The sequence below is a fragment of the Paraburkholderia podalyriae genome (genome assembly GCF_014397785.1).
Classification (GTDB): domain Bacteria; phylum Pseudomonadota; class Gammaproteobacteria; order Burkholderiales; family Burkholderiaceae; genus Paraburkholderia; species Paraburkholderia podalyriae.
The window spans coordinates 1-14,495 of sequence record NZ_VZQQ01000099.1; the positions used below are offsets into that span (position 1 = coordinate 1).

Here is a 14,495-nt window from a genome sequence, read left to right on the forward strand (position 1 = left end):
CTTTTCGTCGTAGCGGCTGGATGCGGTCCGACGCAGTGGAATCAGCGGGCCGTTCAGGCCTGCGTGTTCCGCACCGGTTTTGTCAGTCAATCGACGTGCGTTAAAAGTAGTGCTCCGGGCGCAAAGCCCGAAGACGAAACCGGGCGCTAGTGTGCGATTGGGCACATTGATGGCTTCGAACGGCCCGCCATGGTGGAGGCGGATTGGATGCGTCGCCCGGATTTCGTGCAGGGAAAAGAGTGAACTGGACCAAGTCGCGTTTTGTTGGGCTGGATTGACCACAATTCAGTGGTCAACGCCTATGGCACTACCCGCACCGTGCGGTTCGTTAGTGAGCGGTTTGCCAATTCCCGCAAGCGTTCAGCCCTGGTCAAACAGTCCGGGCCGAACAGCGTACTCACGGCAACCGATGCCTTGACGGTGTTCCGCCAATTGGAGATGGGCCGCTGCTGCCGCAAAGCGAGATGGAAATTCAATAGTGGAAGTTTTCATAGCACTGTCACATTGGCGGGAGGTACCGCCGGCGTGATCGACCGAATGACCAATCCAGTTTTCAAAGCTGCCTATAAGGACCTTCCAGTTTTTTCAAGCTGGGTTTATTGATTCATATGTTTGATTCCTGTATCGGTCAGTGAGGACTACAACGACAACGATTGGCGGCGTGACAGACTGCATGCCTATAAACGGCCTTGTTGGGCGCCATCACAACCGCGCCCGGGCCTGGATAGTAACCGCGCAGCAGGACTCCATCCGTTGGACGGCGAATACATTTCGTGTAGCGCCTCACAGCTTTTCGAGTTCGCCCGCTGCCGGTCTGACCTGTCGCTATCCTTGTCGATTACGTCCTGGACTATGGAATCAATTTATGGCGATGTCGTTTGGGGTATCAGGCGCCCGTCGCCCCACCGGTGCGGACGGGCGCGTAGGACGGATCGAATTGCTCCCCCTTGGCGAGCACCGCCCACAGAATGCGTGCATGCTTGTTCGCCACGGCGACCAGTGTCTTGTAGTAGCCCACGCGCGCCTGTAACTGAACAATCCAGCGCGAGAGCCGGTCGTCACGTCGGTGCGCCGTCAGGACCGCTGAGCGGGCACCCTGGAACAGCAAGGTTCGCAGATAGTCGTTGCCCTGTCTGGTGATACTCCCGAGCCGCTGCTTGCCTCCGCTGCTTTTCTGTTTGGGCACGATGCCGAGCCAGGCGGCCATCTGCCGGCCGTTCTTGAACTGGCGGGCATCTACCACCGTCGCCACTGCGGCCGATGCCGTTAGCCGGCCCACGCCGCACACGTCCATGCAGCGTTGCGCCTGCGGGTCGCGGTTGGCATGCTCGGCAATCTGCCTGTCAAACCAGGCAATCTGCTCATCCAGTACCTGCCATTGTTCCCAGCCGCGCAACAGGGCCAGCCGCGCCGGTCCTGTCAGCTCATTGCTGCCGTCCTCAACGCGCTCAATGAGGTGCTCGTGTAGCGGGCGGGTGCCTTGCGGCAGGAACACCCCGAACTCGGCCAGTAGCCCGCGCAACCGGTTCGCCAGCGCGGTACGCTCTTCGACAAATCCGGTACGCATGCGGTGCAGCACCAGCACGCTTTGCTGCGCAGGTGACTTGACCGGCACGAAACGCATGTGCGGGCGGCTCGCCGCTTCGCAGATGGCTTCGGCATCGAGTGCATCGTTCTTTACACGGGCGCCGCCTTTGCGATAGGGCGCGACAAATTGCGGGGGAATCAGCCGCACCTCATGCCCGAGCGCGTGTAGCTTGCGTGCCCAATAATGCGCCGCACCGCATGCCTCCATGGCGATCAGACACGGTTCCAGATTGGCAAACCAGCTCACAAATCGCTCCCGCGGAATCGCTTTACGTACTACGACGCATTCGGCGCTGTCGACCGCATGAATCTGCATCACGTTCTTCGCCAGATCCACGCCAACACGAGTAATCCTGTCCATGACTTCCCCCTTCCCGGAAGGTTGTAGCACGAGCCATGATGGCACCAGACGGTGTCGATCCTGCAATCGGGGAGGTCCTTACCAATTCGTCGGGGCGGCGTCACGGTGAATGTCAGAAGCGGGTCGTCTTCGGAAGTCGGGTGATCAATCTAACGGCGTAAGCATTTACCTGCTGAAGGTCAAGGTCTAATGCCCGCCGCATGAACTCCCGGCGCGAGTTGCCGGCGAACACGAATATCCCGCAGAAGCCCCCAAACGCTCATCTCCTCGCGCCGCTTTCAACACCATTCGCGACGGAATAAGGTCCGTTCGTCGCATGCTCCTCGAAAACAATCCGACCGCCGCACAGACTGCAGGCATCGAGTCCCGCTCATCCTGCCATGGAGAGCCAGCATGCCTGCCATCATCGCTGTGCATATCGCCGCTGCAACCCTTTCTGTCATACTCGGAAGCACCGTGCTTCTCGCCGAAAAGGGGACGGCGCGCCACAAGTGGCTCGGCCGTCTCTGGGCGGCGGCGATGTTCGCCACGGCGCTCAGCTCGTTCGACATCCGCGAACTGAACCCGGGACATTTCTCGTGGGTGCACGGCCTGTCGTTGCTGACGTTTGTCAGTGTCGGACGAGCGATATGGGCGATCCGGCAAGGCAACGTCCGCGGTCACCAGCTTGCCATGCGCGGGTCGTTTATTGGTCTCGTCGTGGCCGGTATCGCTGCAGTGGCGACGCCGCACCGCCTGCTGAATATCATCGTGACGGGGTGGATCGCATGATTCCTGGCAGTAACGTCAAATTCCCCGACGCGTCCGCCGGGTTGCCAACCCCGACGAAACAACTGCTGGCCGAGTATGCCCGCGAAGCGGTGCTCGTCGTCATCGGCAACGCAGTGATTGCGGCTGGCCTCACCGTGGTCGGCATCGGGAAGAGCCTCGGGGAAAACATTTCTTCAGCGAGGCGATCGGGCTATCGATCATGCTGCTGCTCCACGTCGGCCGCTTTCGTCTTCAGCGGAAGAACACGCTCACTGCGCCAAGGCTGGCCGTGGTGATGGTTGGCGCGATCATCGCTGGCGCCGCGCTCGGGCGCGTCATCGCAAGCGTGCTGCTGGGCCTCGACATCGACAAGACGTTCGCTGCCAAAGACATCGCCACGACCGGCTGGATCGCACTTGTCGCAACGCTGCTGGTCACCTGGTATGGTTGGTCGCGAGCCCGGATCGCCGGTCTGAGCGAGCAGGTGGCCCGGACTGCGTGGCTACAGGAAGCTGCCGAAAAAACCGCGCTGCGTGCCCGCTTGCAGGCATTGCAGGCGCAGATCGAACCGCACTTTCTGTTCAATACGCTCGCCACTCTGGACAGCCTCATCGTGTCCGATCCTCCACGTGCACGTGAACTGCTCTGGAGCCTCAACCGGTTTTTGCGGGCAACGCTGGAAGCGTCGAGAGCCGAAAGCGAGACGCTTGCGGATCAGTTCGCGGTGCTGGATTCGATGCTTGCCGTGCACGCGATGCGCCTCGGCCCGAGACTCACGTATTCGCTCGATCTGCCTGTCGATTGCGCGGACCTCGCGGTGCCACCGATGCTGCTGCAACCGCTTGTCGAAAACGCACTGAAACACGGTATTCAGGCAGCGGTGGCAGGTGGTCGGGTCGAGCTAAGGGCAAAGCGCGGCGAACAGCACGTCGAACTCACGGTCACGGACACCGGTCCCGGTTTCGGTGCGACGCCGGCTACGCAGGGCACGGGCATCGGACTTGCGAACGTGCGGGACCGTCTTGCAGCGCTCTATGGCGGACGCGCTTCGCTGACGCTCATCGAGAGCGTGCCGCACGGTACCGTCGCGAGAGTTCTGCTTCCGGTGGAAGTTGCTGATCGACGGGAGGGAGATCAGAAGCCATGAAGATCCGCCAGTCGGGCACAGCGGCACAGAATGACGACGGCAAGACCCCTTCGCCGGAGATGTCTCGCGCGCCGACCGCGCTGATCGCCGAGGACGAGCCGCCGATTGCGGCCGCGCTTCAGCGGGAGTTGGGGCGGGCATGGCCAGCATTGCAGATTGTCGCGACCGTCGGCAACGGCCACGATGCCATCGAGCGTATCGGAGCATTGCAACCGGACGTCGCGTTCCTCGACATCTCTATGCCGGGCGCGACCGGTCTCGATGTTGCGCGCGCGTGCGCGAATCTCGCGACGCCGCCGCAGATCGTGTTCGTAACCGCGTATGACCAGTATGCGTTGGACGCCTTCGATGCCGCCGCCATCGACTATCTTCTGAAGCCTGTCGATGCCACGCGGCTCGCGCGCACAGTCGACAGGTTACGCACGCTGCTTGCGCGCGCGCCATCGGATGCGGCGCCCGGTGCGCATGTGCAGGCGGACCTGCAACGGCTCCTCGGTCAGCTGGAGCAGATCACGCGCAACGTTCAACTGCGCTCGCAGGACAGTGCACGCAGTGCGCCGCTACGCTATCTGCGCGCATCCAGCGGAAGCGACATCAGGATTGTGCCGGTGGACGAGGCGTTGTACTTCGAGGCTGCCGACAAATATGTTGTCGTCACGACGCGCACAGGCGAACTGCTGATTCGCACGAGCCTCAAGGAACTGTGTGCGCAACTGGACCCGGCGCGCTTCTGCCAGGTGCACCGAAGCACGGTGGTGAATGTTGACCAGGTGGAAAGCGCATCCGTCAGCACGTTAGGGAAAATGTCGCTCAAGCTGCGCGGCCACAGTGGCGAGGTTGCCGTGAGCAAACAATACGCGCACCTGTTCCGGCAGATGTGAGCCGGCAGGCATCGCCGGTGACACGTCGAACGCACAGTGACGGATCCGTTTCAGTAGCGGGAGTCAGTCGCGATGTACGGGCACAGTACGCGTCGCATTCGCCGGCGAACTGCGAACGCAGCCGTGCCTCTTCCGTGTTGATGTATGGTCCCCAAGCCGCCTTGATCGCTGAATCGTTCACGGGGCGGCTGCGTTACAGCGGCGCATCGCTCGGCTACCAGTTGGCTTCCGTCATTGCCGGCGGCCCTGCACCGCTGATTGCCACCGCGCTCTCCGCCTACTACCATTCGGCTACGCAATCGCGCGCTATGTCCTCGCGTGCGCGGTGCACAGCCTGATCGCCGCTTCGCGACTGGGCGATTAAACGAACAAGGACATTTCGCGGGAACACGACGACCCGCGAGCGATGGGCGACGGCGGACATGCTACCCCGACTGCGTGATCGATCAGTGTGGCGCCGCAGGTCGGACACGGATCGGTCGAGCAGCGGCCTTCCCCTTGCAGCGCCTGCAATTGGCGCAGGTCTGCGCGGTTTCATATGCTTGTCCACTTTTCCAGCATCCGTCTTGTAGCCAGGCGTCTGCGCGGGCGGATCGTTGTCGGCCAGCGCTCTGCCCGTTGTCGGCCAGAAACGGCCCGTCACGATCTGTTCGCGAACGTCAACTAATGAGGAGCGAGCCGCCCTTCGACGCGGCGACGCCTCGATCGATAGCTGCGCCTGAAAGCGGTCGATGAGCTATCAATGCCTCGACGAGGCTCGCCAGTGACGCCGATCATTTACCGTGGCGGTATTGTGGGCATAATGTCATTCGTGCGGCCCACCAGCCCCAACTTTGAAAGAAAGGTGAATATGGCGGCCCCTGAAAAAATTGTTCAAACACTTTTCGCGAACCCTCCGTTACGGAACGGGAGAAGGGGCCTACGTCGAAGAATTGATTTCGTAGAGTGCGAGACAGCGGGGTCACAATTCAAATAGACAGATGAAAAGAATCTATACGTACAAAGGCTTCGAGATCGCGGTCGAGCTTGAACCAGTGTGGGAAGCGTCTGGCAACGTTACATTGCTGCCACCGCGTGGCTTCATCGCCGTCGTGCACATTAGAACGGCGGGCGCTACTCGGCTCATGATTGCGCCGATACGGCTGACAGCAGATAACCAGCAGCCTTTCGCGACGGAAGTCGCCGCGCTCATGGCAGGGTTCAGCGCTGGGCAGCGGGTCGTAGACGACACACTCGTCCAGTGAGTTCGCCCAATCGCGATGGATTGAAGATTGGATGAAGGTAACGGCGGAAGCGGTTTGGCTTGCGCTTAGTATCGGTTTTGTCCGCAGTATCGCGTGAGCATGACCAAGCTGATTCTGGCGAACGCTAAAACTGGGGAGTTCTCGGCGATCATGCAAGACGAAGATGTCGACGCTGACCAGATCAACAAGCTATCAATACAATCACCCCCCGTACCGCAACAACAGGGGGCGAGCGCAGAGATTCAATGCCGGGCGCTGCTCCAATCCCCCCAGTCGCGATGGTAATCCAGCCGTCTAAGCAGTTTTCGGCGCATTTGCTCCCGGTGATAGTGAGCGGCGACGAACGCTGTTGCCGTCACCAGCACGAATGAACCTACGACGATTGCCACTGCTTCGCTCATGGGAACCTCCATTGCGGATCTCTCGGGTTCACTGCAGGTGCTGCCCTCCATTGATCGCGATGTTGGCGCCGGTCACGAAGCCCGCCTCGCGCGAGCACAGGTACAGCACGAGTGCGGCGACTTCGTCCGGCTGCCCGAGCCGGCCGACCGGAATCTGCGGAATGATCTTCGTCTCGCGGATGTCCTCGGGCACCGCCATCACCATCTTCGTCGCGATATAGCCGGGCGAGATCGTGTTGACAGTGACGCCTTTTTTCGCCACCTCGAGCGCCAGCGATTTCGTGAAACCATGCATGCCGGCCTTTGCCGCCGCATAGTTGGTCTGGCCGAACCCACCCTTGGAGCCAATGATCGACGACACGTTGATGATGCGGCCCCAGCCGCGCTCGACCATGCTGTCGCACACCGGCTTCGTCATGTTGAACACCGAATCGAGGTTGGTGCGGATTACCGCGTCCCAATTGACCTTGTCCAGTTTTTTGAAGCCGGCGTCGCGCGTGATGCCGGCGTTGTTGATCAGGATGTCGACCGGTCCGACTTCCGCTTGGATCTGCGCCAGGCATTTTTCGCACGAGTCGTAGTCGGCGACGTCGACCGCATACGCGCGGAACTGTCGTCCCTCGGCTTCCTTGCGTGCGAGCCACTCGTTCGCACCGGTGTTGCCCGGCGAATGGGTAACTACGACCGCATGACCGGCGTCATGCAACTTGATGCTGATCGCCTCGCCCAGTCCACCCATGCCGCCCGTTACTACCGCGATCTGCTTTGCCATCGAATCGTCCTCACAAATACCGGCGGCGTGCCCGTCTGGAGCAACACTGCCTTCAGTCAAGAATTGGATGCATTGAAATGCCGGATCCTTACCCAGAATAAATAAAAGGAATCCTACATATAGATATGGAACCGATAACGCGGGCATCGCTGCCCGCCTGAGTCTCAGTGCTTCGCGCTCGCGACCACGGCAGCCGACTCGGCGGCACTACGTTTGGCGGCCTTGGACGCTGAGGCCGTGACGGCTTCGAGACTGGTCCCGGCCATCTCCGCGGCCTGCTGCCCCGTCTTCTGCAGCGATTCGCACAGCGTGGTGGTGGCGCTGATCGCGGACTTCCACGCGGCGATCGCCGCTTCGGAACCCGCGGGAGCACTCTTCGCCGCTTCCTCGATGAATTCCTGCATGCGTGCGTTATACCGTTCGTACTGCGTCTGTGCGAGTTGCGCGATCTCAGCCTGCGTGGTTGACGCGATGTCGAAGAGTTGACGGCCGTATGACAGTGATTTCTCCGCGAAAGGCGCGGTGAAACCGGCTTGCAGCGTCAACCACTGCTGCGGGTCGGTTGTGCCGGGCGCCTTCGTCAGGTTCTCCTGCGACGCCGCCAGCGTGGACCTGACGACCTGCAGGTTCAGGGCGACCAGTTTTTCGACGCCTTCAAAGGCCTTGCCGGTCAATCCGAAGAATGCGTCGAGGCCAGCCTTCTGCGATGCGGCGATTTGCTCGGGACTCGATAGAGCCATTATTGAAATTCCTCAGGATTCAGTCCGCCGCACGGAGCCCCGAACGACCGGGTTTCGCGCGACGAATGGCGATAATGGATGGACCGAAGCGCAAGGACGCCTGCCAGGCAGCAAGCGTCGCGAATACTCGGAGGGTCGTTACAGCAAGAGGCACTACACATTAAAGTCCCTCAAAAGCTACTTCGCTTAGTTTTTCTTCGGCGCGCTCGCCGCGTGGGGCAGCGGCACGCGCCGCAATTCCCTAGCGCCTTCGCGCGACGGCCTTGAGAATGGAAGCGCCTTCGCTTGTGACATGAGGACGTGGATGGCCCGAGGCGCGGCTTTCCAGTGATATGAGTTGACGCTCCAGCAGCGTGTCGAGCTCGGCGCGGCCCAGTTCGATCTGATCCGGCGCGTCCTTGATGAGCATTAGGGTGGCGAATTCATGGGGACTCAGCATATCGTCTCCTCGATTTAGTCTGTCTGCGCCGCGAGCATTAATTACCCTCTTCACGGAGAATGGCGGCAAATATTTCCCTTGCCAGGCAAAGCGAACGTTAGGGAAATCCTGACAGAGACGTCATCATAACCGCTCAGTTTTCAATTGCAATATGCGAGTACTTTTTTGATTTGTCTGCTTATTTAGCCTGCATGGAAGGCGACGCTTGCCATTCCCCTGCCGGCGAGTGACCGTGGAAACCTTGATGGGCTGGGCCCGGGCCGATCTGAACGCCCACCTCGATGTCTGAATTGGCAGTCCAATCAATGGCGCCGTGCAGCGCCCCTATTCATATTTGAATATGGCGTTTATAGGCAGTGTCTTTTTCAGAGATGGCCGCTTATAACCTGATATTGAGAAATATTTATTACATCCCATGCGAGTCGCTTATTCTCAGAATTCTGACCAGCGTAAAGGCTCAAAAGCATTGACTTCTCCCGCGGCCTCCAGTTACATCCGACGGGGCGGCGGGGGCAGAACGGCCGCTCTGGAGCGCGGTGGTGACATTCGCAGAAACTAACTGAGTGGCAGGAATGGGTCGGGTACCGCCAATCGCAACCGGCGGTGCTGAGCCCCCTCACAGAAGCGCCGGAGCCGTGCCTGGAACATGAATCTGTGCTCTGGCGCGACCTGGCTGTAGATCGGCCCCGCCTGAAATGCTCGTGTCGATTCTTGCCGAATGACAGCGGCGAAGAACGGCGTAACGTTGCCAACGCTATTGCAAATGAAGGCGCTAAAGGAGCGCGTGAAATTTCACGAAGCGTCGGCTCCTCTTGCAATATTCACGGCTGAAAACGGCCAGTACTTCCCGGCGCCGCCTCGAAGGGTCAATACCCTTTCGTATAGAGCGTCAGATGGTTACTCACCGACGTTACACCCGGCACGCCCTTCGCCACTTCCGCGGCCTGCTGGATCTGAGGACCGTCCGACACGCTGCCGGATAATGTCACGACACCTCCGCGCGCCTTGACGAATACGTTCGACACGTTGAAGTTGGGCGCTTTCGACAACGCCTTGCGTACATCCCGAGCCAGCTTCTTGTCCGCTGGCGTCGCCTTGCCTGAACCTGCAGCCGGACCCGAGCCCATCGGCATAGCAGTGCTGGCTTTCGCGTAGACGTTCGACGTCAACGTCACGCATCCCACGACGACGAGCAGATTCACGACGTTCCATGCTTTCATGATTGCCTCTCTCGTTCGGCCTTGCAGATGGTGAGTCAAAGATAGCCAACATTCCGCTTCTAACAAAGCTGCTTGCACGATTAAGGGAAAGCCCGTATCCAGACGCGCGCCCGCTGGTAGGCCGATCATCGGGCGAGTTCGCGAATGAGCAGCCGCGGTATCGCTGGCGAGGCTTCACCGCAGATCCGAACGCGTGACGCATTGGAAGCCACCTCACCACGTGCACGATCAGCGTGCTGAAAGGTTACGCCTCAATGCGCTGCACGGAGGCGCCCGACTCCAGTACACATGGCAAGGAACGCTGAACGCCTCAACTGGCGCGTGTTTGCGCTCCAGCTAGCGCCCGCGTGATTATGACGCTCCTAGTCTTTGTATCGGACATTGAAGCTGAGTACTTCGAGGCAGGCGGTCAAGGCTCTCTCCTTTTGACCGTCGCGCGCGCCTTGTGTGGGCATAGACATCCGCGTGAACAGCCGCTACTTTGGAAGTTGCTGCTGCGGTCTTGCCAAGTCGAAGGGCAGAAGTGGCTCGCGTGCCGTCGATCGACGTCGGACAAAGATCGGCCATGAGCGGTCACGCACCGCGGCGCTAAACCAGCCATCCGATTGACTGATTTCGACCGGCGGATTCAACCGATCGATGCAGTACCGCAGCAGACGTGTCCGTTCAATGGTTCGAACCGGAGGCGAAAGATGATCCCGAGCCGCAAAGCCGCCGCGCTGGTGTTACTCGCTGCATTGTCGCTGTGCATGTATGACGTACACGCGCAACACACTGACCAGCAAATCGCCGCCATCCTCATGGTCGCGAATCGAGCCGAAATCGAGGCGGGCAACCTCGCGCTAAGCCGAAGCCAGAGAAGAAGCATCCAGAATTTCGCTGGACAAATGATCGCAGAACACAGGGACTTGTATCAGTCAGCCGTCGAATTGACGCAGAGGCTGATGCTCTACCCCGAAAATAGTAGGATGAGCGAGGCGTTTCGGAACGAAGGGGATGACAACCTTGCCAGGTTGAATGCGGCCGATGAGTACGCGTTCGACGGAGACTACCTCTATCAAGAGATCGCATATCACCAGCAATTGGTTCATGCGGTGGACAACACGCTGCTTCCCGCCGCGAAAAACGCGGAACTGAAGGCGCTGCTCGTCAGAGCGCGGGTGATTTTCATCTTGCATCTCGACTATGCGATTCGACTGCAATCGGCTCGGGTCTGGTAATCCCCAGGGGATTCGGGTGAGCCACCCGGCCATTTCTTCAGCCTGACCAGAACAAGGGTGCAGCAACCACCCGCAGCCATAATGGAGGCAATGGCGAAAGCCCAGCCGAAATACAGGCCGTGATCAATGAGCGCCCCCGCAACAAGTGGCGCAATGACGTTGCAGACCGCCATCAGCGACGTATTCAAGCCCATGATTGCACCCTGCTGCTGAGGTGACGATGTCATGGACAACGCGGCCATCAGTGTTGGCCTGGTCATCGCCGTTCCTACACTTGCCATGACAAGGCCGACGGCCAGCGGCGCAAGCCCTGGTAGAAAATTGAAAATGCTCAACCCTATGGAAAACAGTGGCAGGCTGACAGCAGCAAGCAGGTTCTCAGGAATCACTTCATCGAGTTTTTTCATCGCGACGGTCTGAACGATGATGTTGATGGCCCCGGACGCGGTGAAGATATAGCCCACCTCACGCGGTCCAAAAGCGGCTCCGTTCCAGACGTAGTGCGCCTGAAGAAACAGCGCGAACTGCGAGACGTACATGGAAAAGCCAAAATAGAACAGTGCCAGCACAAGAAGCACCGGCGCAGAGCGCGGAGTCCGAAGCGTGCGCCATAGGGACAGCACCTGGCGCTTTCCCTTACTCGGCGCTGATTTATCGTCGGCCGGCAGGAAGATCAGGTTGACCGTCGCGCTCAACGCCGACAATAACACGGCAGCCAAGATCGGAGCGGAGATCGAGATACGCGATAACCCCGCTGAGAGTGACGGGCCAACCATCATACCTACCCCGACGGCTGCGCTGACGAGTCCGATAGCGCGACGCCGGTTTTGTGGTGAGCTGTGATCAACCGCATAGGCACTCGCGACCGAGAGATTTCCAGAAGTGATGCCGTCCAGGATATGCGCCAGAAAGACAATCAGAAGGTTGCCTGCGCAGGCGAGCAGCACGACGCTGACAAACGTGCCGATCTGGCTACCCAGCAGGACCAGTTTGCGTCCAAAGCGATCGGAAAGTCTGCCGAGCATCGGGGCGGCGATGAACTGGCCGAGCGAAAAGATGGCCACCAGCGCGCCGAGGGCGAACGGGCTGGCGCCAAAGTGCTGCGAATAGAACGGCAGCAGCGGCAAAATGACCCCCATGCCTGTTTACGCCGACCGAAAATTCAGCCACATGTAGGGATCGCGCCGACTGAAAACTGAGCCGGGCAATCAACCTATCCTGCTAGTTTTTCTGGCAGGGTGTTTGGGGATGATCCCGATGACGATGATTGGCAAGGTGCGGCGGATGTTCCACCGCCAGAACAAGTCGGTACGCGAGATAGCGCGTCTCACAAGCCTGTCGCGCAACACGATTAGTAAATATCTGAACATGGATGTTCAGGAGGAGCCGAAGTATCAGCGGCGCTCGCAGCCGACCCGGTTAACGCCGTTTCATGAGGTGCTGGTGCAGGCGCTCAGTGTCGACGCGCGGCGACCGAAGAAGGAGCGGCGCACCGCCTGGATGCTGTTCCAGGAGATCAAGGGCGGCGGCTACGACGGCTGTTACTCGCGGGTCACCGATTTCATCCGGGCCTGGCGGCAAAGTGAAGGCAAGGCGGCTTTGAAGTCGGCGTTTGTGCCGTTGCGATTCGAGCTGGGCGAGGCATTCCAGTTTGACTGGTCCGAGGAAGGACTGGTTGTCGGCGGCATTTACCGCAAGCTGCAGGTGTCGCACATGAAGCTGTGTGCGTCGCGGGCGTTCTGGCTGGTTGCCTATCCGAGCCAGGGGCACGAGATGCTGTTCGATGCCCATACGCGCTCGTTCGCCGCTTTCGGCGGAGTGGCCCGCCGGGGCATCTACGACAATATGAAAACGGCCGTAGACAAGGTTCACAAAGGCAAGGGTCGCACGGTCAATCCGCGTTTCGCTGTAATGTGCTCGCATTATCTGTTCGATCCGGACTTCTGTAACGTCGCCAGTGGCTGGGAGAAAGGCGTCGTCGAGAAGAACGTGCAGGACAGCCGTCTACGCATCTGGATTGAGGCGCGGGCGCAACGCTTCGGCAGTTTCGCTGATCTGAATGCATGGCTGGCGACGCGGTGCCGGTCGTTGTGGGATCAGGTGAAGCACCCGGACTATCGTGACCTGAGCGTCGCCGACGTGTTCGAGCAGGAGCGCGCCCATCTGATGCCGATGCCGACACCGTTCGACGGTTATGTTGAGCGTGCGGCACGAGTCTCGTCGACCTGCCTGGTGGTGATTGGCCGCAATCGCTACTCCGTGCCATGCGAATTCGCAGGCCAGATGCTTAGCACGCGGCTCTATCCTGGTCGTGTTGTGGTGGTGGGCGACGACGCCGTGGTGGCCGAACACGATCGACTGGCCGACGAAGGACTGGTGCGATACGAGTGGCAGCACTATATCCCGCTGATCCAGCGCAAGCCTGGCGCGCTGCGCAACGGTGCGCCGTTCCAGGATATGCCCGAGCCGCTGCAACGCCTGCGTCGGGCGTTACTACGCGAGCCAGGTGGTGACCGGGTAATGGCGAAGGTTCTGGCACTGGTCCCGGAAAGCGGTCTGGATGCCATAGTGGTTGCAGTCGAACTCGCATTGGAGCAGGCGCCGCCCTCCGGGCGCGTGAGCGTGGAGCATGTGGTGAACGTGCTGTCGCGCATGCGCAGCGTGCAGATGCCGCCGAAGATCGATACTGCGCTGCAACTGACGACACCGCCGTTGGCCGACACATCGCGCTACGACGGGCTGCGCCCGGCGCTGCAACAGCCGGAGGCCGGTCATGCGTGATCTGATCGTCGAACTTAAACACTTGCGGCTGCACGGCATGGCTGCCGGCTGGGCCGAACTGCTCGAACAGGTGAATGTCGAGGCGGCGTCTTCGCAATGGCTGCTCGAACGGCTGTTGCAGGCCGAGGTCGCGGATCGGGCCGTGCGTTCGGTCAGCCACCAGATGAACGCGGCGAAGTTCCCGGTGCATCGCGACATCGCCGGCTTCGACTTCGATGGCTCGCCGGTCGACCGCCAGCTCGTCACGCAACTGGCCGGCATGACGTTCACCGAAGGCGCGCACAACCTGGTTCTGGTCGGCGGCCCGGGCTCGGGCAAGACGCATCTGGCGACCGCCATCGGCGTGTCCGGCATCATGCACCACGGCAAACGGGTGCGCTTCTACTCGACCGTGGATCTGGCCAACGCACTGGAGCAGGAGAAGGCGCAGGGACGCGCCGGGAGGATCGCGGCGAGCCTGCTGCGCCTCGACCTGGTCATTCTGGACCTATGTGCAGTGCCCCGTTATGTGGAGTGCGACCGGTTGAGGCATAGTGATAGCCGGTAGCCCGGACGCGACCTCCACATAAGTATCAGAGCCGCTTCAACCAGTCGATAATCGGCAAGCGTTCGAATGTTCGGCGGTCGGTCGGCGCCGTCGTCAATATGTCCGGGAACACTTGCAGGAGCGCCTGGCGCTTCATGTCGATGTCTGCCCTCGCATAGCGCATGGTTGTATCCAAACTCGCGTGACCGAGCCACTGGCTGATGGTTGCGAAGTCGACGCCAGCCTTTAGCAGGCTGAGTGCAGTCGTATGTCGCCAATGTCTCTAACGACATTGGCGACACTATGTGCCCTTCCTGACTATGTCTTGTAATTGAACAATAGCCCGTATTTCTTGGGTAAATGCGTGTTGTGAGATAGAGATAGTCTTGATTCCTTCCATCAGCCCCCGGCGTCCGGGAAGGAGTC

15 protein-coding genes and 2 pseudogenes are annotated in these 14,495 nt (G+C 60.2%); 9 read left to right on the forward strand and 8 right to left on the reverse strand.

Translation table 11 applies throughout. The features are described 5' to 3' along the window. Positions 1 to 288: 288 nt before the first annotated feature. Positions 289 to 603 carry a hypothetical protein gene (locus F6X42_RS39455; protein ID WP_187639254.1) on the forward strand — a complete coding sequence of 105 codons (315 nt, stop codon included), beginning with the start codon at positions 289 to 291 and terminating at the stop codon, positions 601 to 603. 283 nt (positions 604 to 886) lie between these two features. Here F6X42_RS39455 and F6X42_RS39460 read toward each other — a convergent pair whose 3' ends face one another. Beyond that, positions 887 to 1,948, reverse strand: coding sequence for an IS110 family RNA-guided transposase (locus F6X42_RS39460; RefSeq protein ID WP_187639255.1), 1,062 nt, complete (start codon positions 1,946 to 1,948; stop codon positions 887 to 889). Positions 1,949 to 2,341: 393 nt separating this feature from the next. Between F6X42_RS39460 and F6X42_RS39465 the strand changes: the two genes are divergently transcribed. The 5 genes and pseudogenes from F6X42_RS39465 (at position 2,342) to F6X42_RS39480 (ending at position 5,970) form a co-directional block, all read left to right on the forward strand. Then, positions 2,342 to 2,719 (forward strand): DUF2306 domain-containing protein, encoded by a 378-nt coding sequence (locus F6X42_RS39465; RefSeq protein ID WP_187639256.1) that lies wholly within the window; start codon positions 2,342 to 2,344, stop codon positions 2,717 to 2,719. A gap of 199 nt (positions 2,720 to 2,918) precedes the next feature. Beyond that, positions 2,919 to 3,845, forward strand: coding sequence for a sensor histidine kinase (locus F6X42_RS39470; protein ID WP_187639257.1), 927 nt, complete (start codon positions 2,919 to 2,921; stop codon positions 3,843 to 3,845). A gap of 59 nt (positions 3,846 to 3,904) precedes the next feature. Further along, positions 3,905 to 4,726: a LytR/AlgR family response regulator transcription factor gene (locus F6X42_RS39475; RefSeq protein WP_246530490.1), complete on the forward strand. Its 822-nt coding sequence runs from the start codon at positions 3,905 to 3,907 to the stop codon at positions 4,724 to 4,726. A gap of 137 nt (positions 4,727 to 4,863) precedes the next feature. Further along, a pseudogene (locus F6X42_RS44860) lies at positions 4,864 to 5,168 on the forward strand (MFS transporter); the annotation flags it as partial. Between the two features lie 538 nt (positions 5,169 to 5,706). Further along, a complete protein-coding gene (locus F6X42_RS39480) occupies positions 5,707 to 5,970 on the forward strand; it encodes a hypothetical protein (RefSeq protein WP_187639259.1) in 264 nt (87 codons plus the stop codon). Positions 5,971 to 6,212: 242 nt separating this feature from the next. On the opposite strand, the gene F6X42_RS39485 is transcribed toward F6X42_RS39480, so the two are convergent. The 5 genes from F6X42_RS39485 to F6X42_RS39505 all read right to left on the reverse strand — a co-directional run bounded on the left by F6X42_RS39485 (position 6,213) and on the right by F6X42_RS39505 (position 9,542). Further along, positions 6,213 to 6,371 (reverse strand): hypothetical protein, encoded by a 159-nt coding sequence (locus F6X42_RS39485; RefSeq protein WP_187639265.1) that lies wholly within the window; start codon positions 6,369 to 6,371, stop codon positions 6,213 to 6,215. A 28-nt stretch (positions 6,372 to 6,399) separates the two neighbouring features. After that, positions 6,400 to 7,143: an acetoacetyl-CoA reductase gene (gene phbB / locus F6X42_RS39490; protein WP_187639260.1), complete on the reverse strand. Its 744-nt coding sequence runs from the start codon at positions 7,141 to 7,143 to the stop codon at positions 6,400 to 6,402. Between the two features lie 164 nt (positions 7,144 to 7,307). Next, positions 7,308 to 7,883, reverse strand: a complete 576-nt coding sequence (locus F6X42_RS39495; protein WP_187639261.1) for a phasin family protein — start codon at positions 7,881 to 7,883, stop codon at positions 7,308 to 7,310. 241 nt (positions 7,884 to 8,124) lie between these two features. Then, entirely contained in the window at positions 8,125 to 8,322 is a 198-nt protein-coding gene (locus tag F6X42_RS39500) for a hypothetical protein (protein ID WP_026226204.1), read from the reverse strand. An 866-nt stretch (positions 8,323 to 9,188) separates the two neighbouring features. Continuing rightward, positions 9,189 to 9,542 (reverse strand): BON domain-containing protein, encoded by a 354-nt coding sequence (locus F6X42_RS39505; protein ID WP_187639262.1) that lies wholly within the window; start codon positions 9,540 to 9,542, stop codon positions 9,189 to 9,191. 605 nt (positions 9,543 to 10,147) lie between these two features. Here F6X42_RS39505 and F6X42_RS39510 point away from each other — a divergent pair. Next, positions 10,148 to 10,762: a DUF4142 domain-containing protein gene (locus tag F6X42_RS39510; protein WP_246530489.1), complete on the forward strand. Its 615-nt coding sequence runs from the start codon at positions 10,148 to 10,150 to the stop codon at positions 10,760 to 10,762. Here the strand turns inward: F6X42_RS39510 and F6X42_RS39515 are convergent. Further along, on the reverse strand, positions 10,726 to 11,901 hold the full coding sequence (locus F6X42_RS39515; protein WP_187639263.1) for an MFS transporter: 1,176 nt from the start codon (positions 11,899 to 11,901) through the stop codon (positions 10,726 to 10,728). The two genes, F6X42_RS39510 and F6X42_RS39515, sit on opposite strands and share 37 nt — an antisense overlap. A 118-nt stretch (positions 11,902 to 12,019) precedes the next feature. Between F6X42_RS39515 and istA the strand changes: the two genes are divergently transcribed. Then, positions 12,020 to 13,543 carry an IS21 family transposase gene (istA, locus tag F6X42_RS39520; RefSeq protein WP_187639264.1) on the forward strand — a complete coding sequence of 508 codons (1,524 nt, stop codon included), beginning with the start codon at positions 12,020 to 12,022 and terminating at the stop codon, positions 13,541 to 13,543. Further along, positions 13,536 to 14,030: pseudogene (locus F6X42_RS39525) on the forward strand (ATP-binding protein); the annotation flags it as partial. The gene istA and the pseudogene F6X42_RS39525, both read left to right, overlap by 8 nt. An 85-nt stretch (positions 14,031 to 14,115) precedes the next feature. Here F6X42_RS39525 and F6X42_RS39530 read toward each other — a convergent pair. Next, complete coding sequence (locus tag F6X42_RS39530; RefSeq protein WP_246530491.1) at positions 14,116 to 14,322, reverse strand: site-specific integrase; 207 nt, start codon at positions 14,320 to 14,322, stop codon at positions 14,116 to 14,118. Between the last annotated feature and the right edge of the window lie 173 nt (positions 14,323 to 14,495).